The 20,206-nt window shown below is 65.5% G+C and carries 12 protein-coding genes; 11 read left to right on the forward strand and 1 reads right to left on the reverse strand.

All coding sequences use genetic code 11. The features are described from left to right. The first annotated feature begins 1 nt into the window (after position 1). From GH664_RS07760 to GH664_RS07795, 8 genes are all read left to right on the forward strand, one after another. Entirely contained in the window at positions 2-3,892 is a 3,891-nt protein-coding gene (locus tag GH664_RS07760) for an AAA family ATPase (RefSeq protein WP_153167482.1), read from the forward strand. Between the two features lie 77 nt (positions 3,893-3,969). Further along, positions 3,970-5,151, forward strand: a complete 1,182-nt coding sequence (locus GH664_RS07765) for an alpha-hydroxy acid oxidase (RefSeq protein WP_194270353.1) — start codon at positions 3,970-3,972, stop codon at positions 5,149-5,151. A gap of 25 nt (positions 5,152-5,176) precedes the next feature. Next, positions 5,177-5,950, forward strand: coding sequence for a hypothetical protein (locus tag GH664_RS07770; protein ID WP_228111426.1), 774 nt, complete (start codon positions 5,177-5,179; stop codon positions 5,948-5,950). Between the two features lie 153 nt (positions 5,951-6,103). Next, positions 6,104-6,337, forward strand: a complete 234-nt coding sequence (locus tag GH664_RS07775; RefSeq protein WP_153167483.1) for an addiction module protein — start codon at positions 6,104-6,106, stop codon at positions 6,335-6,337. Between the two features lie 393 nt (positions 6,338-6,730). Then, entirely contained in the window at positions 6,731-9,607 is a 2,877-nt protein-coding gene (locus GH664_RS07780) for an SNF2-related protein (RefSeq protein WP_153167484.1), read from the forward strand. Beyond that, on the forward strand, positions 9,604-11,916 hold the full coding sequence (locus GH664_RS07785; protein WP_228111427.1) for a TrlF family AAA-like ATPase: 2,313 nt from the start codon (positions 9,604-9,606) through the stop codon (positions 11,914-11,916). Before GH664_RS07780 ends, GH664_RS07785 begins: the two co-directional genes overlap by 4 nt. A gap of 208 nt (positions 11,917-12,124) precedes the next feature. Then, complete coding sequence (locus GH664_RS07790; protein WP_228111428.1) at positions 12,125-13,249, forward strand: virulence RhuM family protein; 1,125 nt, start codon at positions 12,125-12,127, stop codon at positions 13,247-13,249. Next, positions 13,246-15,993, forward strand: coding sequence for a DEAD/DEAH box helicase (locus tag GH664_RS07795; protein WP_153167485.1), 2,748 nt, complete (start codon positions 13,246-13,248; stop codon positions 15,991-15,993). Before GH664_RS07790 ends, GH664_RS07795 begins: the two co-directional genes overlap by 4 nt. Before the next feature lie 73 nt (positions 15,994-16,066). Here the strand turns inward: GH664_RS07795 and GH664_RS07800 are convergent, their stop codons facing one another. Beyond that, positions 16,067-16,972 (reverse strand): IclR family transcriptional regulator, encoded by a 906-nt coding sequence (locus GH664_RS07800; protein ID WP_153167486.1) that lies wholly within the window; start codon positions 16,970-16,972, stop codon positions 16,067-16,069. Positions 16,973-17,137: 165 nt separating this feature from the next. On the opposite strand from GH664_RS07800, the gene GH664_RS07805 reads away from it, so the two are divergent. The 3 genes from GH664_RS07805 to GH664_RS07815 all read left to right on the forward strand — a co-directional run bounded on the left by GH664_RS07805 (position 17,138) and on the right by GH664_RS07815 (position 20,198). Continuing rightward, positions 17,138-18,100 (forward strand): MBL fold metallo-hydrolase, encoded by a 963-nt coding sequence (locus tag GH664_RS07805; protein ID WP_153167487.1) that lies wholly within the window; start codon positions 17,138-17,140, stop codon positions 18,098-18,100. Positions 18,101-18,294: 194 nt separating this feature from the next. After that, positions 18,295-19,962: an FAD-dependent oxidoreductase gene (locus GH664_RS07810; protein ID WP_153167488.1), complete on the forward strand. Its 1,668-nt coding sequence runs from the start codon at positions 18,295-18,297 to the stop codon at positions 19,960-19,962. An 11-nt stretch (positions 19,963-19,973) separates the two neighbouring features. After that, entirely contained in the window at positions 19,974-20,198 is a 225-nt protein-coding gene (locus GH664_RS07815; protein ID WP_153167489.1) for a DUF2783 domain-containing protein, read from the forward strand. Positions 20,199-20,206: the final 8 nt, after the last annotated feature.

Genomic DNA, 20,206 nt, shown 5'->3' on the forward strand with positions numbered 1-20,206 from the left:
CGTGGCGACGGCCTCCGATCTCGCCTGGCTGTCCGGATCGCCCTATCCCGGTCTGAGGCCCTTCGAGGCCGGCGAGGCGCACCTGTTCTTCGGCCGCGAGCAGCAGATCGACGCGCTGCTCGAGCGCCTCGGCCGCTCTCGCTTCGTCGCCGTGGTGGGCGAGTCCGGTGCCGGCAAGTCCTCGCTGGTGCGTGCGGGCCTGCTGCCGGCGCTGGAGGCGGGCTTTCTCGCCGTGGCGGGCTCGGACTGGCGCGTGGTGCTGATGCGGCCGGGCGGCGCGCCGATCGATGCGCTCGCCGCGGAACTGGTGGCGCCCGGCGTGTTGAGCGGGCCGGGCGGCATCCCGGCGCGTGAATTCGCCGCCGCCGAGCTGCGCCGCGGTCCGCTCGGCCTGGTGCAACTCGTCGCCGATGCGCGGCTCGAGGCGCACGCCAACGTGCTGGTCGTGGTCGACCAGTTCGAGGAGCTGTTCCGCTACAGCACCGTGCAGCGCAAGGACGAGGCCAACGCCTTCGTCGAGCTGCTGCTGCGCGCGGCGGCGCAGCGCGAGCTGGCGATCCATGTCGTCCTCACCATGCGCTCGGACTTCATCGGTGCCTGTGCGCGCTTCCGCGGCCTGCCCGAAGCGCTCAACGACAACCAGTTCCTCACCCCGCGGCTGACGCGCGAGCAGGTGGGCATGGCGATCCGCGGTCCGGCGCGGGTGTTCGGCGGCGATGTGGAGGAGTTGCTGGTGGCCGAGCTGGAGAACGAGGTCGGCGACGATCCCGACCAGCTCCCGCTGCTGCAGCACCTGCTGTTGCGCCTGTGGCAGCACGCGCCGGGGACGGCGGCGCCGGTGCTGTCCCTGACGCTGTACCGCGAACTGGGCGGCTTTCGCGGCGCGCTCGACCAGCATGCCGAGCAGATCCACGCGGCCTTGTCGTCGACGCAGCAGCATGTCGCCGAGCATCTGTTCAAGTGCCTCACCGGCGGCCAGCCGGGGCGCCGCGACATCCGCCGCCCGGTCGCCGTCGGCGAGGCCGCGGCGGTGGCCGGCGTCGAGCCGGCCGCGCTGATCGAGGTGGTCGAAGCCTTCCGCGCCCCGGGGCGGCATTTCCTGATGCCGCCGCTCGCGGTCCCGCTCGGTCCCGACACGCAGCTCGACATCTCGCACGAATCGCTGATCCGCCAGTGGCAGCGCCTGCACCGCTGGGTGGAGGACGAATCGGCCGACGCGCGCGACTTCCTCGGCCTGCGCGACGAGGCGCTGCGCTGGAGGGCGGGCGAGGGCGAGCTGCTCGGCGGGCGCGACCTGCTGCGCGCGCTCGACTGGCGCGAACGCGCGCAGCCGACCCAGGCTTGGGCAATGCGCTACGCCGCTGCGGAAGAGTTCGACGCCACGCTGAGCTTCATCGGCGACAGCGAGCGCGAGGACCGCCGCCTGCACCGTGCGCGGCAGGAGGCGCTCGAGCGCGAAGCCGCCACCGCCCGCCACCTGCGACGCCTGTCGAGCGTGCTCGGCGTCGCCCTGGTGGCCTGTCTCATCGTCGGCGGCATCGCGTTCTCCGCATTCGTGAGCAAGCGCGAGGCGGAGCGCAAGGCGACCGCCGAGAAGATGGAGAAGGTGCTGGCCCAGGCCCGCTCGAGTCTGTTCCGCCAGCCCGACCTCGCGCTCGCCGACCTGCTCGACGTCGTGCGCGACGACCCCGAGAACGAGCGGGCGGTGATGGCCCTGCGTGCCGCGGTGGCGGCGAACGTGTCGTCCGTCACCTACCGTGGCGTGCAGCGGCTGCTCAACATCAGTGCGTCCGGCGAGTTCTGGCTGGGCTTCGCCCTCGGCCCCGACAGCTTCAGCCCCGATGGCGGCCGGGTGGTGATTCCCACCGAGAAGGGCGCGGTGATCCACGACATCTTCGGGCGGCCGGACATTGCGCTGGACGGCCACACCGACATCGTCGGTTCGGCGCGCTTCAGCCCCGACGGTCGGCTGATCGTCACCACCAGCGGCGACGGCACTGCGCGGCTGTGGGATGCGGCTTCCGGCGGCCTGCTGCACGTGCTGCAGCACGCCGCCGCCGTGAATAGCGCGGTGTTCGATCGCAGCGGCCAGAGCCTGGTGACCGCGACCGATCCTGCGGCTGGCAGCGGCAAGGGCGAGGTGGTGGCGTGGGATGTGGCCAGCGGCAGGCGTCGGCCGCTGAAGGCCATGGAATACACCGCCGAGGATGTGCGCTACGCGGGCTTCAGCCCGGATGGCCGCCGCATCCTCGCGGTCGGTCGCACCGGCCACGCCTCGGTATGGGATGCCGCCACCGGCCGCGCCGTGCGCGAACTCGAGCTGGTGCATGCCGACAGCGCCGGCACGCGCGACCCGCGCGCCAGCTCGGCGCATTGCGAGGACTTCGTGTTCGTCAAGGCGGGGGTGACCTACAGCCCCGACCACAAGTGGATCACCCTGCTCGATCAGGATGGCAGGGCGACGCTGTTCGACGCCGCGACGCTGAGGCGCGCGCGCTGGCAGTTGCCGGCCGACGAACGGTTCTGTGCGCTCGACTGGAGTCACGACGGCACGCGCATCGCCGGCGCGTCGACCGACGGCGTGGTGCAGGTCTGGGATGTGCAAGGCGGCGACCGGCTGCGGGTCTTTCCGCGGCGCCCCGAGGTGGTGCTGTCGGTCGCTTTTCATCCGCACGACCGGGACGTGCTGCTCACCGCGAGCAGCGACAGGGCGGTGCGGCTGTGGACGCTGGGCACGGGTGAAGGCAGCGGGCCGGTGCAACTGCTGGTCCTGCGCGGGCACAAGGGGGCGGTGGGTTCGGCGGTGTTCTCGCCCGATGCCCGTTACGTGCTGTCGGCCGCCGACGATGGCACAGCACGCCTGTGGACCCTGACGCCGGCGGCCCCGCTGCTCGCCTATGACGATCGCCAGGGCGATGTCGCCGCCACGGTGATCGCCGCGGGCACCTCGGCGCAGGCCCTGCTGCCCTTGCTCGCGCGCGGCAACCGGCTGCGACTCGAGGGTCAGCGCGCGGAGGGCGCCGCACCCGCCGGCCCCGCCACGGCATCCGATCTGCCGGCCGCAGGCTCGCCGCTGCCCGACGGCCTGCAGTTGTCGCTGCGCGGCGCGGGGGATCGCGTCGTGCGCTGGGACGTCGGCGCGGGGCGCTTCAACGTGGTCGCCGCGGTGAGCGGCGCGGCGACGGCCGACCACCGCTTCGAGCATCTGATCGCGGCCGATGGCCAGCAACTCGCCGTCTTCGACCGCGGCAGGCTGGTCGGCCTGCACGCCCTGACGGCGGCCGCCGCGCCGTCGCCATCGGTGCCGCGTGCCGGCATTGAGTACCGGGCCGATATCTGCGACCCCGCGGCGCTGTCGCGCGACGGCCGACAGGTCGCGTTCGTCTGCAGCGAGAGCGAGCGCTTCCACTACATCGATGTCGTGCGGCTGGACGAGGCCGGCGCCCGAACCCAACGCCTGCCGCTCAAGTACCGCGCCACGCTCGCTGCCTTCGACCCTGAAGGCAAACGTCTGGCGCTCGCCCTCGACAGCCAGACGGTGGTCGTCGCCGACCTCGTGGGTAAGGACGGCAAGACAGGCAACGGCATCGAGATCGCCCAGCCTTTCAGCGGGCAGATCACCGATGTCAACGACCTGCGCTTCAACGACCAGGGCACGATGCTGGCGACCAGCAGCTACGACGGCACGGTGCGCGTCTGGGATGCCGACACCGGCCGCCAGCTCGCGGTGATGCGGCCGCCGGAGACGCCGCGCGCGGTGCGCTTCGATGCGAGCGGGCGCGAAGTCCTGATCCTGACGAGGAGCGCCGTGCTGCGCTGGGAATGCCCGGTGTGCGGCAGTGCCGAGGACCTGATCGACGCCGGCAGGCGCCTGCTGGGCGAAACGCGCTGAAGGCGCGAGCGCCCGGCGGTGCGCCTTCGCTAGAATCGGTGCCCCACATTCCGCAGTCCGAGGCCCGGGCAGGCACGATGCTGACGCGCAAACTCTATTGCGGGCGCCACGTTTCCCGCGCCCAGGACATCGCCGATCTAAGAGCGATGGCGACGCGGCGCCTGCCCAACTTCTGCCTCGAATACCTCGAAGGCGGCGCCGACGACGAGCTCGCGCTCGCGCGCAACCGCGAAGCGTTCGATGCCATCGACCTGCTGCCGCGCACCCTGGTCGATGTGTCGCGCCGCGAGCTGGGCTGCACGCTGTTCGGTGCACCGATCGCCATGCCGGCGCTGATCGCGCCCACCGGCTTCAACGGCCTGCTGGCGCACGACGGCGACCGCCTGCTGGCCGAGGCCGCGCGCGACGCCGGCATCCCGTTCTGCCAGAGCATGGTGTCCACCGTCGCGCTGGAAGAGATCGCCGCCACCGGTGTGCGCCACTGGATGCAGATCTACCCGTTCAAGGACCGCGCCAACCTCGCCGGCGTGGTCAAGCGCGCCGAGCGCGCCGGCGCCGAGGCCATCGTGCTCACCACCGACGCCAGCGTGTTCGGCAATCGCACCTGGGACCGCCGCAACTACCGCGCGCCGATGAAGCTCGATGCGCGCAACTTGCTCGATGTCGCCCTGCACCCGCGCTGGATCCTCGACGTGCTGGTGCCGCACGGCATGCCGCGCTTCCGCAACCTCGGCGACTTCCTGCCCCCGGGCATGGACAGCGCGCGCAACGCCGCCGCCTTCCTGGCGTCGCAGATGGATCTGACGCTGACCTGGGACGACATCCGCTGGCTGCGCGACCTGTGGCCGCGCAAGCTGCTCATCAAGGGCATCCTGCTGCCCGAAGATGCGCTGCGCGCGCAGGCGGCGGGCGCCGACGGCATCGTCGTCAGCAACCACGGCGGCCGCCAGCTCGACACCTGCCCGGCGCCGATCGACATGCTGCCCGCCGTCCGCGCCGCGGTCGGTCCCGACATGACCGTCATCGTCGACAGCGGGCTGCGCCGCGGCAGCGACTTCGTCAAGGCGCGCGCCCTGGGGGCGGATGCCGCGATGTCCGGCCGCGCCACGCTGTACGGGCTGGCTGCCGGTGGCAAGGCCGGCGCCTCGCGCGCGATCGACATCCTGCGCAGCGAGATGGAGCGCACGCTCGGGTTGATCGGCTGTCCACGGATGCGGGACGTGGCGGCTGAATTCGTGCGGCAGCGGCACGGCGGGTGAGGGGCAGGTGGCGAGAAGGCGGGATTTGGACACGGACATCGATTCGCATGGCGGCCTTCATCCGCGGTGCGCGGAGCGCCTCGCCTTCGTGCTGCTCGCAGTGCTGGCGATCGCCCTGCTGCTGATGCCGCCGATCCCGCAGCCGCAGCAATACCACCGGCTGTCCGACATGCGCTCGCTCGTGCTCGGCGCCTTTGTGTTGCCGAATGCGGTGGACGTGCTGTCCAGCCTGCCTTTCACCGTCGTCGGCCTTGCCGGCCTGGCGTGTCTCGATGGCCGCCTGCCGTCCGCGCAGCGCAGCGCCCTGCGGGTCTTCTTCTCCGGCCTCGCGCTCACCGGCCTCGGCAGCGTCTGGTACCACCTGCAGCCCACCGACCAGTCGCTGGTGTGGGACCGCCTGCCGATGACCGTCGCCTTCGCCGGCGCCGTCGGCGCGGTCGCCGCCGAACGGCGCGGCGCCGACGCCGGTCTGCGCTGGCTGCTCGGCTGGCTGGCGCTCGGCCTCGTCTCCATCGCCGTGTGGGTCGTCACCGGCGATCTGCGGCTGTACGGCCTGTCGCAGTTCGGCGGCTTCGCCGTGGTGCTGCTGTGGCTGCCCCTGCCCGCCGCGCCCGGTGCGCTGCGCCTGCCGTGGGGCATACTGCTCGCCGCCTACGTCGTGGCGAAGGGGTTCGAGGTGTTCGATCGGGAACTGTGGGCGCTGACCGACAAGCTGATCGCCGGACATGCGCTCAAGCACGTGGCGGCGGCGCTGGGGGTGGTGCCGTTGGTGAGGGGGTTGAGGCGAGGGAGGGTGTAGCGCGCAGCCGCGAGGGCGATCGAGTTCGTGCCTGCGGCATGCACGCGTCACGGATGCTCAAATGGCATGTTCCTGCGGCGCAAGCGCCTTGGCGTGCGGTACGCTCTGCGGGCAATGATTGATGGTTGAAGTGCAATCAGGAAAGGACTCGCGATGAGCACTTTGGAGCGTATAGCGGCCGAGGCGATGAATCTGCCTGCTGCTGATCGCTGGCGGTTAGTTGAACGGTTGATGTCCAGCCTGGAAAGTGACGATGAAATTGCGCGGGCGTGGGCCGAGGAGGTTGAACGGCGTATCGATGCATTCGAGCGTGGTGACACGTCCGCGACACCTGTTGATGACGTGATCGCCGCGGGGCGCGCGCGAATTGGTGGTGGCACGGCGTGAAAGTCATGCGCAGGCACGGCCTTCCTCGTCGCGGTCATGTTCGTTCGCGCTGTGCGAGAATGCGCTTTATGAAATCTACATTCCCGCGTGGTCGCCCGTAGGGCACTTTTGCATTGTGTGGCCTTCGTGCGAGCGAATGCTATCCGAGCAAAGCTCGGTCCACGCTCAACTCCGACGCGCGCGCCGTAATCCCTGCAAATGCTGTCGGACTCCTGATCCACGACGACGCCTCGACCAGCGCTCGAGGTGAGCAACAACGATGACGAGAGAAACACAACCCCAAGACAAAATCCGAAGGGCGCTTGATGTCCCCCATTTTCGGCCGGCCCGTCGGCTGCGGACGGAACGCCTGTGCTTCGTTGATTCAACCGTGCGGAGTGGGAGGCCACAGCAGTGAATGCGCCAACCCTGACTCCTTACCAAAGCCAATACTACGCCTGGCTTCTAACCCGCCGCGCTGCGGGGGACTCAGTCGAATCCCTGGCGTCAACGCTCGTTGATTCCCAAGTGGACCTTAACCCCCACCAAGTTGAGGCGGCGCTCTTCGCTTGCCGGAACCCCCTCTCGCGCGGGGTGATTCTGGCTGACGAGGTTGGTTTGGGCAAAACCATCGAGGCAGGCCTTGTCATCTCGCAGCGTTGGGCCGAGCGCCGCAGGCGCATCCTGATCATCGTTCCGGCGAACCTGCGCAAACAGTGGCACCAGGAACTGCAGGACAAGTTCGGCCTGCAAGGGCTGATCCTCGAAGCCAAGAGCTACAACGCGATCCGCAAGCAGGAGCGGCAGAACCCGTTTCTGTTCGCGTCCGGCCCGATCATCTGTTCCTACCAGTTCGCAAAGGCCAAGGCCGACGACGTCAAGGGCATCGACTGGGATCTGGTCGTGCTCGACGAAGCGCATCGCCTGCGCAACGTCTACAAAACCAGCAACGTCATCGCCAAGACCCTCAAGGAGGCGCTGTCGCGCGTTCCCTCCAAGGTGCTGCTGACCGCGACACCGTTGCAGAACTCATTGCTCGAACTCTATGGACTGGTCAGCTTCATCGATGACCGCGTGTTCGGAGACCTTGACAGCTTCCGCTCGCAATTCACTGGCAGGGAGCAATCCTTCAGCAACCTGCGTGACCGACTGGCCCCCATCTGCAAGCGCACACTGCGCAAACAGGTTCAGCCCTACGTTTCGTACACAGCACGCAGAGCCATCGTCGAGGAGTTCACGCCATCGAGCGAAGAGCAGGAACTTTCCAGGCTCGTCGCCGATTATCTGCGCCGCCCCAACCTCAAGGCCCTGCCCGACGGGCAGCGCCAACTGATCTCGCTTGTGCTGTGGAAGCTGCTCGCCTCCAGCACGCACGCGATTGCGGGCGCGCTGGACACAATGGCGAAGCGTCTCCAGGGGGTACTGAATGAAGCTCCCGTGGTTGCCGATCTCGCCGAAGAGCTGGACGAGGACTACGAATCGCTCGACGAGACCGCCGACGAATGGGAAGACCAGGAGCCGGGCGCAAAAGCAGCGAGCCGTAGCGAGCGCGACGCCATCGCGGACGAGATCGAGGAGCTGCGCCACTTCAAGACGCTGGCAAGCAACATCCGTGACAACGCCAAGGGCAAGGCGCTGCTCACCGCGCTGGATCGTGCCTTCGCCGAACTGGATCGGTTGGGCGCGGCCCGGAAGGCCATCATCTTCACCGAGTCCAGGCGCACGCAGGAATATCTCCTCGACTTACTGGCCGCCACGCCATACGGCGACGGCATCGTGCTCTTCAACGGCACCAATAGCGACCAGCGTGCGCAGGCGATCTACAAGGACTGGCTGAAGCGCCACGAAGGCACCGACCGCATCACCGGCTCCAAAACAGCCGACACTCGCGCGGCCCTGGTCGAGCACTTCAAGGAGCGGGGCAAGGTCATGATCGCCACCGAGGCCGGAGCCGAAGGCATCAACCTCCAGTTCTGCTCGCTCGTCATCAACTACGACTTGCCGTGGAACCCGCAGCGCATCGAGCAGCGCATCGGGCGTTGCCACCGCTACGGTCAGAAGCACGACGTGGTGGTGGTCAATTTCGTCGACCGCAGCAATGAGGCCGATGCACGGGTGTATGAGCTGCTGTCGCAGAAGTTTCAGCTCTTCGAGGGCGTGTTCGGGGCCAGCGACGAAGTGCTGGGAGCCATCGGCTCCGGTGTCGATTTCGAGCGGCGTATCGCCGACATCTACCAGAACTGCCGAGAGCCCGAGGAAATCAAGTCCAGCTTCGAGCAACTCCAGCTCGACCTCTCCGGCGAGATCAACGAGGCGATGGTCAAGACACGCCAGGTGCTGCTTGAGAACTTTGATGAGGAGGTGCAGGAGAAGCTGCGCATGCGCGCCGACGACAGCCGCAAGGCACGCAACCGCTTCGAGAGGATGCTCATGGACTTGACCCGTGCCGAACTGGTCCAGTACGCCGCGTTCGATGACGACGGCTTCGATCTCCGCCACATACCGACTGGAGTCGAGCACAGCCGCCCCGCGGGCATCGAGCTGGGGCGCTACGAATTGCCCCGCCGCTCCGGCGACGCCCACCTGTACCGCATCAATCATCCGCTGGCACGATGGGGCATCGAGCAGGCCAAGGCTCGCGCACTTGACGGGGCGCGTCTTGTGTTCGACTACAACGCCTACGGTTCCAAGGTCAGCACCCTCGAGGCCTATCGCGGCAAGGCCGGATGGCTCACCGTGAAGCTGATCTCGGTCGAGTCACTCGGCACCCAGGAACAACATCTGCTGGTTGCCGCGGGCACGACCGACGGCGTCGTGCTCGCGGAAGAAGACCCGGAAAAACTGTTGCGCCTGCCCGCGACCATGCAGGCAGCGAGCCTGTTCAACGCCCCTGACGCCGCCCTGCTGACCGATTTGGAAGCCCGCAAGACCGCGCTCCTGCGCGACGTCAACCAACGCAACCTCGGCTACTTCGAGCAGGAAGTCCAGAAGCTGGATGCTTGGGCGGACGACCTGAAGCTCGGTCTGGAGCAGGAGATCAAGGAGATCGACCGCGAGATCAAGGAGGTGCGCCGAACCGCCGCGACCTCGCCGACGCTGGAAGAAAAGCTGTCATGGCAGAAGAAGCAGCGCGAACTGGAAGGCAAGCGCAGCAAGCTGCGCCGCGAGCTGTTTGCCCGGCAGGACGAAGTGGAAGCTCAGCGCAACGACCTCATCAGCCAGTTGGAATTGCAGCTTCAGCAGCAAGTGGAGGAGCACATGCTGTTCACCATCGAGTGGGAACTGAAATGATGACAAAAAGAGAGATTTCTCGGGGGGCAATCTGGAGGCAATGGGACCTGCATGTCCACACGCCCGCATCGTTCCATTGGTCGGGAGACAGGTTCGATGTCGATCTCTCTTCAGCAAAAAGCAAGAAGCTGGTCGATGAAATGATCGAAGCGATGAACAGTGCCGAACCGGCTGTGTTCGCGATCATGGATTACTGGACCTTTGACGGCTGGCTTGCACTGCGAAGGCGCCTCAAGGACGAGGACGCCCCTGCCCTAAAAAAGCTCGTCCTTCCAGGGATTGAGCTTCGGCTTGCCGCGCCAATGAAGGGACGACTGAACGCACACGTACTGTTCTCGAACGAGGTCGATGAACAAGTGCTCAGGGATTTCATATCTGCCTTGCGCATTGAGTTGGTGGACAGGCCGCTTTCTGAGCCTGCGTTGAGAGAGCTTGCCAGGAAGGTCGGCGAGGACAAGTTGAAGCATCACGGCTTCAAAAAAGTCGATGTAGATGCTTCCGACGAGAAGGCTCTGCTCGCCGGGGTGGTGATTGCGGAGATCAACGCTGACTCATACAGGGAAGCGATTCGGAAGGTTCCGAACGAGCACGCGATCGGCCTTATGCCGTTTGATACGAATGACGGACTGGCAGAGGTCGGATGGCAAGAGCACTACGCCTATGCCATGAACCTCTTTCAAACCTCTCCGATCTTCGAGACACGAGACGCTGACCTACGCGGCGCATTTGTTGGCGAGCAGACGGCCGGCAACGCCAAGTGGTTCAAGAACTTTCAAACGGGTCTGAATAATATTCCGCGCTTGGCAGTCTCAGGAAGCGACGCCCACTGCTTCGTTGGAACACCTGGCGACAACAACAAGCGAGGCTATGGCGACTTCCCCTCCGGGAAAAGGACGTGGATCAAAGCCGACCCAACGTTCCATGGCCTCAAGCAAGCCATTCTTGAGCCGGCGAAGCGCTCCTTCATTGGTGACAAGCCGCCAAAGGTTCAAGAAGTCGACTCCAACAAGACCTTCTACATCGAGTCGATCGAGATCAGCAAAACAGGTGACAAGGCCGGCGTCGGGCGGTGGCTGCACGGCTGTGACATCCCGCTGAATCCCGATCTTGTCGCCGTCATTGGGAACAAGGGAAGCGGCAAGAGCGCTTTGGCGGATGTCATCGCGACGCTCGGCAACTCCAAGCAATCCAAGCACTTCAGCTTCTTGAAGAAGGATCGCTTTTGGGGCAAGACCGGCGAACCCGCACGCCACTTCACCGGAACGCTGACCTGGCGAGACGAAAGCACCGAGTCCAGGCCGTTGAATGAGTCGCCTTCAGAGGAGAAGGCGGAGCTTGTTCGCTACATCCCGCAGGGCTACTTCGAAGAGCTTTGCAATGAGCACGTATCGGGTAAGTCGAATGCATTTGAGAAGGAGCTGAGGTCAGTGATCTTCTCCCATGCGAGCGAAGAAATGAGGCTTGGCGCGCTCGACTTCGATCAATTGACCGAGCAGCAGGAGCAGTCGCTCAGGAATCGATTGGGTGAATACCGCAAGGAATTGGCATCGACCAACGCAGCCATCGTTCGCATCGAGGAGCAGCTTCAACCCATTGAGCTGAAGAAACTCACTGATCTGCTCTTGCTGAAGGGCAAGCAGATCGAGGAACACGATAAGCTGAAGCCTGCGGAGGTCGCGACGCCGACCGAAGCAATGAGCCCCGAGCAAAAACAAGCAGCTGAAGGCTTGGCGGCAGCAAGTCAACAGGCGGAAGTCGCCAGAAAGCGCAGCCAAGAGATCGCTGGCGAGACCACTGATCTGGCCAAACGTCAGAAGGCCATAGGGAATATTCGCGAGCAGTTGAGATTGCTGCAACGTTCTTTTGATCAAGCCGAAAAGACCGTCTCCGATGATCTCAAACTTCTCGGCTTCGCTTGGACCGATCTTGCTGCCATCGACATCAAGACCGCCGTTCTGGACGAGAAATCGACCGAGTTGGCTACGAAGCAAGGCGAGATAAAGATCGAGGCTGAAAAGCTGGCGGAAACCCGATCATCAACCCGGAACTCAACGCGGCGATGTTGGCCGAGGCGCTGGCCAAGCTGGAAGGCTTCACCTACGCGCCATCGGAAACACATTGGTGGCAGCACGGCCACTCCAGCGAGCGCGATTTCATCTACGTCACTACGCAGAACCTGTCCGCCGAACAACTGCAAGCGCTGTCCGATGAGGTCGGCCCGGAGCGGAGCCTGCTGGTGTGCTGCGCCGCTTTCCACGGCCTCGGGACCAATGGGACGACCAAAGCGGCAGAACGCTGGCCCAACCTGACGTTGAAGAAGATTCCTAAGATGGTGCTTGCCCGGTGCGAGTGGGGCCATGACGACTACAGCCTGAACGTAGCCAACCTGCCGATGGCGGAACCGGAACCGGAGCCTGCACCGAAAGCGCCCGCTGCCCGACCCGCTTCGGCACGCGGGAGAGGAAGAGGAACTGCACGCGAACCCGATCTGTTCGACGATGCTGGCGGAGAGGCGTGATGGCGAAGAAATCCATGGCGTCAGAGCCCTTTCCCGTCGGCGAAATGGCGCAGCCATCTGCTGCACAAGTGACCGGGCAAGGCGAGTTCCTGCTTTATCAGACGGAAGATGCGCAGACCCGAGTGCAGGTGCGTTTTCAGGACAGCGGTATCTGGCTTACGCAGGCGCAACTGGCCGAGTTGTACCAATGTTCATCGCAGAACATCACTCAGCATGTCCGCGCCATCTACGAGTCCGGGGAGCTGGTGGAGCAGGCAACCTGTAAGCCGTACTTACAAGTTCGCCAGGAGCGCGGACGGCAGGTTAGTCGCAGCCTCAAGCACTACAACCTCGAGATGGTGCTGGCAGTGGGTTACCGGGCAAAGTCTCATCGAGGCACGCAGTTCCGCCGCTGGGCCACGGAGCAGCTCAAGACCTACCTGTCAAAAGGGGTCTTGCTGGACGACGACCGCTTCAAGCGGGGCGATGACGCCGAGTATTTTGAAGAGCTGCTGGCACGCATCCGTGACATCCGCTCTTCGGAAAAGGTGTTCTGGCGCAAGGTGCTGGACATCTACGCCACCAGCATGGACTACGACCCGAACACGGAAACCTCGAAGCAGTTCTTCGCCACCGTGCAGAACAAGATGCACTGGGCCGCGCACGGCCATACGGCGGCGGAGCTGATCGTGCAGCGGGTGGATGCACAAGCGCCCAACATGGGTTTGACGGACTGGACGGGGGCCAATCGAGGCGCGCCGGTGCGCAAAGCGGATGTGGGCATTGCGAAGAACTACCTCAACGCCGATGAGCTGGACACGCTCAACCGTATCGTCACCGCTTACATCGAAGTGGCGGAGCTACAGGCCCAGGCACGCCAGCCGATGACCATGCGCGATTGGGCGCAGGAACTGGATAACTTCCTGCGCCTGACGCGCAAGGACATTCTGACCCACGCCGGCAAGGTGTCGGCCGAGACGGCGCTGGCGAAGGCGCAGGCGGCGTACGTCGAATACCGGACCCGGGTTCGCGATCTGCCGACACGGGCGGACAAGGATTTTGAGGACGCCATCGCGCAACCGGTCAAGCAGCTTCAGAAGAGCAGGAAGGCATTGCCGAACAAGAAAAAAGGGGAACAAGCATGAACGCCCGCGTACAGAACCACATCACGGGCCGTCTGTCGCTACGCCCGCCGCAGGCCGAGTCGCTTGCCAGGCTGAAAAAATCCCTGGATGCCGCGCCCGAACTCTTGGGCCACGAGCGTGATGTCTCGGCGATTCTCTCGACGCTGAAGGCCGAGTTTCCGACGCTTGCAGACTTCGAGCGCGACTTCCCCTCGTTGTGCTTCGCGCTGGCCACGGGCGTGGGCAAGACGCGCCTGATGGGCGCGTTCATCGCCTACCTGCATCTGGCGCACTGCATCAACAACTTCTTCGTGCTCGCGCCCAATCTCACGATCTACAACAAGCTCATCACGGACTTCACGCGCAATACGTCGAAGTACGTGTTCAAAGGCATTGCCGAGTTCGCGCAGCAACCGCCCCTGATCATCACCGGCGACAACTACGATCAGACCGGCGCGGCGGTGGATGAGCAGTCGATGGGCTTCGCCCACGACGTTCGCATCAACATCTTCAACATCTCCAAGATCAACTCCGAGGTGCGCGGCGGCAAGGAGCCGCGCATCAAGCGCATGAAGGAAGTGCTGGGCGACAGCTACTTCAATCATCTTGCGAATCTTCCCGACCTCGTGCTGCTGATGGACGAATCGCACCGTTACCGGGCCAGCGCCGGCGTGCGCTCCATCAACGAGCTCAAGCCGCTATTCGGCCTGGAGGTGACGGCGACGCCGTTCGTCGAGTCCAGCCGCGGGCCGGTGCCGTTCAAGAACGTGGTGATGGACTACCCGCTGGCGCGGGCGATGGAGGATGGCTTCATCAAGGAGCCGGCCGTGGTCACCCAGCGCAACTTCGACGCCAAGGCGCACACGCCCGAGGAGATCGAGAAGACGAAGCTGGAAGACGGCGTGCGCCTGCACGAAACGACCAAGGTCGAGTTGCTCACTTACGCCCGCGAGAACGGCGTCAAACCGGTCAAGCCTTTCATGCTCGTCATCGCTCGCGATACCACACACGCCGGGCAACTCTTGGCGCTGCTGGAGTCGGAAGCGTTCTACGAGGGGCGCTACCAGGGCAAGGTGATTCAGGTCGATTCCAGCCGCACCGGCGCGGAAGAAGAGGAGATGATCACGCGCCTGTTGGCGGTGGAGAGCGTGGACGAGCCGACCGAGATCGTGATTCACGTCAACATGCTCAAGGAGGGCTGGGACGTGACCAACCTCTACACCATCGTGCCGCTGCGCGCCGCCAATGCCCGCACGCTGATCGAGCAGTCCATCGGGCGCGGCCTGCGTCTGCCTTACGGCAAGCGCACGGGCGTCGCGTCGGTGGATCGCTTGAACATCGTCGCGCACGACAAGTTCCAGGAGATCATCGACGAGGCCAACCGCGGTGACTCGCCGATTCGCCTGAAGCAGGTCATCCTCGATGCGCCGAGCGCCGACGACAAGAAGATCAGCGTACAGGTCGAGTCGGGGGCGGCGGCGCTGCTTGGGCTGACTAAGGGTTTTACGCAAGCACCGGCCGTGATTGCAGGGGCTTCAGCCACTGACGGCGGAGCGGAAGTCCTCGCGCCAAAACCGGTGTTCACCACGGAGGCGGAGAAGCAAGCCGCACGCGTGGTCATGGACGTCATCGGCAAGTACGAGATCAAGCGTGATCTGGTGCCCACCAGCAGCGCGCTGCTAAAGCCTGAGGTGCAAAAGGAGATCCTGGCGGAAGTGGCGGAGCGTTTGAGGCCGCTGCAAGGCGATTTGCTGGCTGGAGTCGACGAATCAGTCCCCGCTCTCGACTTGTCCGTTGTGGTGGCGAAGACCACCGAGATCGTGGTGCAGCAGCACATCGACATCCCACGCATCGCGGTGGTGCCGACCGGCGAGGTAACGACGGGCTTCCACGCCTTCAAGCTGGATGTGAGCCAGCTCCATCTTCAGCCGGGCCAGCGCGAGATCGTCGGTCAGATGCTGCGCACCAACGAGCAGTTCACCCTGGCCGCCGAGGTCGGGCTCAAGGAACAGCGCCCGGAGGATTACATCGTCCACGCGCTTGTGGACTTCGACGACATCGACTACTTCACCCACGCCGATCTGCTCTACGACCTCGCAGGCCAGATGGTGCAGCACCTGCGCGGCTATCTGTCCGAGGACGAGGCCATCAGCGTGCTGGATCGTGACCGCCGCCTGATCGCACGCGAAATCCACGCGCAGATGATGGCCCACTTCTGGGAAGAGGCGACCGAGTACGAGGTGCAGGTCAGTCGCGGCTTCACGGAACTCAAACCGTGCAACTACACCGCCACGGCAGGCCAGACGGCCCACCACTTCCGGGAGACCGTGACCGAGACCAGTCGCATCAAGCAGATGCTATTCGGTGGTTTCGCGCGTTGCCTGTACCCGCTGCAGAAGTTCGATTCGGATACCGAACGTCGCTTCGCCATCATCCTGGAGCGCGATGCGACGAAGTGGCTGAAGCCCGCGAAGGGGCAGTTCCAGATCTACTACAAGCTCGGCACCGAGCAGCCGGAGTACATCCCCGACTTCGTCGCCGAAACGGACGTGACCATCTTCATGGTGGAGACCAAGGCACGTGCCGACATCAACACGCAGGAGGTGCAGGCCAAGGCAGCGGCAGCGGCACGTTGGTGTAAGCACGCGACGACCCACTCGGCGACTGTTGGTACGAAGCAGTGGCAGTACCTCCTCGTTCCTCACGATGAAGTTGTTGAATCGCGCCGCTTGACCGACTTTGCCCGGTTCCAAGTCAAGGTCTGATCGCGATAGGCAGTGCGCGGGTGCGATAGATGCGATCGGTCTGACCTGCGCACACCCTCCTGCGTCGCCCGTTTCAGCCCATCCCCTCCGTATTCCCCAGCCGTCGCGCGATCGCCTCGGCGCAGGCCTTGACGCGGCGGGCGGTGTTGCCGTTCCAGCCGGTGTCGAAGGTGCCGGCGGGGCCCATGGCGGTGAGGGCGAGCGTGAGCTTGCCGCTGTCGTTGAAGACGGGGGCGGAGAAGGCGTTGATGCCGGGGATGGGAAAGCCGAGGGCGCGGGCGAGGCGGTGGCGGCGCACTTCGGCAAGGGCCGCTTCGGTGTCCTCCGTGGGTGCCTGGCCGGAGGCGGCGGCTTCGCGCGCGAGGGCGTCCTGCAGCAGCGGGCGTACGACGCGGCCGGGCAGGAAGGCGGCGAAGCAGCGGCCGGTCGCCGACAGCATGAGCGGCATCATGACGGTGCCGGGGCGCATGTTGACGTGGATCTGCTTGTTGCATTCCTCGATGTGCACCACCGTCGGCCCCATGTTGCCCCATACCGCGATGGCGACGTTGAGCTGGATGTCGTCGGCCAGGCGCGCGACTTCGGGCATGGCGGCCTTCACCGGGTCGAGCGCGTGCAGCGCGGTGAGGCCCATCTGAAGCGAGAAGGGGCCCAGGCCGTAGCGGCCGGTGAGCGGATCCTGCTCGATGAGGCCGAGCTTGCCGAAACTGACGAGATAAGGGTGGGCCTTGGCCGGCGGCATGCCGGCCTCGCGCGCGAGATCCTTCAGCATCATCGGGCCGCCGTTGCGCACCAGCGCCTGCAGCAGCAGGCCGCCCACTTCGATCGACTGGATGCCGCGACGGTCGCTGCGATCGGCCGCGCGGCGGGTGGCGTCCTGCCCGTCGGCTTCGTGCTCGACAGCCGCAGCGGCGGCGCTGCCGTCCGGTCTGCCACGTCCTCGCCGGGTCGGGTCGCCCGGTGCGTCTTCTTCCTGCATGGCATCTCCTTGGTGGGCCGGAATCTTAGCAGCAATGGCGGCGCGGCCGAGGCGGCGGCACGGCGCCTGGATCGTCTAAAATTCAACAATAGAAAATAAATTGACGATAGACAAATTCGTGTCTAGGATTCGCAGCGTCCACCCGAAGCAGCAAATGGAGACCCCATGAACACCAAGAAATTTGCCTCCCAGGCCGACCTCGAAGAGAAGAAGATCAGTTGGGAGAAGCTGTCCGACAACGCCTACGCCTACACCGCCGAAGGCGACCCCAACACCGGCGTGATCATCGGCGACGATGGCGTGATGATCATCGACGCCACCGCCACCCCGGTGGCCGCGCAGGGGGTGATCGCCAAGGTGCGCGAGATCACCGACAAGCCGATCAAGTACGTGGTGCTGACGCACTACCACGCGGTGCGCGTGCTCGGCGCCTCCGGCTACAAGGGCGAGGGCCTGGAGCAGATCATCGCCAGCCAGGACACGTACGACCTGATCGTGGAGCGCGGCCAGCAGGACATGGATTCCGAGATCGGCCGCTTCCCGCGCCTGTTCCAGGCGGTGGAGAGCGTGCCCGGCCTGACCTGGCCGACGCTGACCTTCAGCGGCGAGATTACGCTGTGGATGGGCAAGCTGGAAGTGAAGATCAAGCAGCTCGGCCGCGGCCACACCAAGGGCGACACCATCGTCTATCTGCCGTCGCAGAAGATCTGCTTCTCGGGCGACCTGGTCGAGGCCGACGCCGCCTGCTACACCGGCGACGCCTATCTGGCCGACTGGCCGCAGACGCTCGATAACCTCGCCGCGATGAACTTCGACAAGCTCGTCCCCGGCCGCGGCCCGGCGCTGATGTCGCCGGAGCGTGTGCAGGCGGGCCTGGCCTACACCCGAGACTTCGTATCCACGCTGTATCGCAGCGCACAAGAGGCGGTGGCGCAGGGGCTGGACCTCAAGGGCACGATGGCGCACACGCGCCAGAACATGGACCCGAAGTTCGGCCAGGTCTTCATCTACGAGCACTGCCTGCCGTTCGACGTGACGCGCGCGCACGACGAGGCCAGCGGTATCCGCGACCCGCGCATCTGGACAGCCGAGCGCGATCAGCAGATGTGGCACGCGCTGCAGGAGTGAGCTCGGGCTGGCGGGCTGAAGCCCGCCCTACGGGGTGGTGAGGCTTCATCGTAGGGCCGGCTTCAGCCGGCCAGCAGCGGCAAGCAGGTCCGAGGTTCGGTTGGCGGGCTGAAGCCCGCCCTACGGGGGGAGCCCGTCGTAGGGCGGGCTTCAGCCGACCGGCAGCGACGATCAAACACAAGGAGGAGACACCCGTGCTGAGCACGTTCCAGTATCCGAAGTTCGACTTTTCGCGCCCGCCGCTTGATGACGACCGGCACGCGGGACATTTCCCTGTGGTGATCGTCGGTGCCGGCCCGGTGGGTCTGTCCACCGCGATCGACCTTGCGCAGCAGGGCCAGCGCGTGGTGCTGCTCGACGATGGCGACACGGTGTCGATCGGTTCGCGCGGTGTGTGCTACGCCAAGCGCACGCTCGAGGTGCTCGACCGCCTGGGCTGCGGCGAGCCCATGGTGCAGAAGGGCGTGTCGTGGAACGTGGGCCGCACCTTCTTCCGCGAGGACGAGGTGTTCAGCTTCAACCTCTGCCCCGAACCCGACCATCACCGCCCGGGCATGATCAACCTGCAGCAGTACTACCTCGAGGACGAGCTGGTGAAGCGCGCCCGCGCGCTGCCGAACCTGGAGATGCACTTCCTCAACAAGGTGATCTCGGTGGTGCCGGGCGAGGACGCCGTCACCGTGCGGGTGGAGACCGAAGCCGGCCCCTATTCGCTCACCGCCGGCTGGCTGATCGCCGCCGACGGCGCGCGCAGTCCGATCCGCACCATGCTGGGGCTGGACATCGAAGGCAAGATCTTCATGGACCGCTTCCTCATCGCCGACGTGGTGATGAAGGCGGAATACCCGACCGAGCGCTGGTTCTGGTTCGACCCGCCCTTCCACCCCAACCAGTCGGTGCTGCTGCACCGGCAGGCGGACAACGTGTGGCGCATCGACTTCCAGTTGGGCTGGCAGGCCGATCCGGAAGAGGAGAAGAAGCCCGAGAACGTCATCCCGCGCATCAAGGCGATGCTGGGAGACAACAGGGAATTCGACCTGGAGTGGGTCAGCGTCTACACCTTCCAGTGCCGGCGCATGAACCGCTTCAACCACGGCCGTGTGCTGTTCGTCGGCGATTCGGCGCACCAGGTCTCGCCCTTCGGTGCGCGCGGCGCCAACTCGGGCATCCAGGACGCCGACAACCTGGCGTGGAAGCTCAAGCTGGTGATGGACGGCAAGGCGCCGGCCACGCTGCTCGACACCTATTCTGACGAGCGCGGCTACGCGGCGGACGAGAACATCATGAACTCGACCCGCTCCACCGACTTCATCACGCCCAAGAGCAACGTCAGCAAGACCTTCCGCAACGCGGTGCTGGGGCTGGCCGAGCACTATCCGTTCGCCCGCGCGCTGGTCAATTCCGGCCGCCTGTCGGTGCCGAGCTTTCTCGCCGACTCTCGCCTGAACACCGCCGACGAGGCGGCCTTCGCCGGCAACATGATCCCCGGCGCGCCGATGGATGACGCGCCCATCGAGGCGGCCGGCGGCCTGCATTGGCTGCTCGAGGCGGTGGGCAACCGCTTCCAGGTGCTGCACTACATGGAGGACGCTGCCGCACTGGATGGCGCCACCGCCGCTGTGTTCGCGCGGTTGGCCGATGCGCCCATTCCGGTGGAAGCGATCGTCGTCGCCGCGCGCGGCACCGCGCCGGGCGGGCTGAAGACGCTGACCGATGCCAAGGGCCGCATCCGCGAACGCTACGACCTGCAGCCGGGCACCACCTACCTGCTGCGCCCCGACCAGCATGTGGCGGCGCGCTGGCGCAGCCTCGATGCCGTCAAAGTCCACGCCGCCGTCGCGCGCGCGACCTGCAACGCCTGAGGGAGAGCGCCATGCCGCTGAACACCCAACCCAACCTGTCCGAGCCTGGGAAGCGCTACTTCCGCGCCTTCAGCCCCGGCGACGACTTCTACGAAGCGCTGATCGAGACCCACCGCGACCTCAGCGACGAGCAGAGCGCGATGGTCAACGCGCGCCTGATCCTGCTGCTGGCCAACCACGTCGGCGATATCTCGGTGCTGCGCGAGGCGATGCGGATCGCGCGCGAAGGCGTCTGAGCGAACGC

Source organism: Thauera sp. 2A1 (assembly GCF_009469595.2).
Lineage (GTDB): Bacteria > Pseudomonadota > Gammaproteobacteria > Burkholderiales > Rhodocyclaceae > Thauera.

Excerpts from the sequence above, each read along its gene's own strand:
- GH664_RS07765 (WP_194270353.1), top strand. The coding sequence starts at position 3,970 with ATGCTGACGCGCAAACTCTATTGCGGGCGCCACGTTTCCCGCGCCCAG.
- GH664_RS07775 (WP_153167483.1), top strand. The coding sequence starts at position 6,104 with ATGAGCACTTTGGAGCGTATAGCGGCCGAGGCGATGAATCTGCCTGCT.
- GH664_RS07785 (WP_228111427.1), top strand. The coding sequence starts at position 9,604 with ATGATGACAAAAAGAGAGATTTCTCGGGGGGCAATCTGGAGGCAATGG.
- GH664_RS07790 (WP_228111428.1), top strand. The coding sequence starts at position 12,125 with ATGGCGAAGAAATCCATGGCGTCAGAGCCCTTTCCCGTCGGCGAAATG.
- GH664_RS07795 (WP_153167485.1), top strand. The coding sequence starts at position 13,246 with ATGAACGCCCGCGTACAGAACCACATCACGGGCCGTCTGTCGCTACGC.
- GH664_RS07800 (WP_153167486.1), bottom strand. The coding sequence starts at position 16,972 with ATGCAGGAAGAAGACGCACCGGGCGACCCGACCCGGCGAGGACGTGGC.
- GH664_RS07805 (WP_153167487.1), top strand. The coding sequence starts at position 17,138 with ATGAACACCAAGAAATTTGCCTCCCAGGCCGACCTCGAAGAGAAGAAG.
- GH664_RS07815 (WP_153167489.1), top strand. The coding sequence starts at position 19,974 with ATGCCGCTGAACACCCAACCCAACCTGTCCGAGCCTGGGAAGCGCTAC.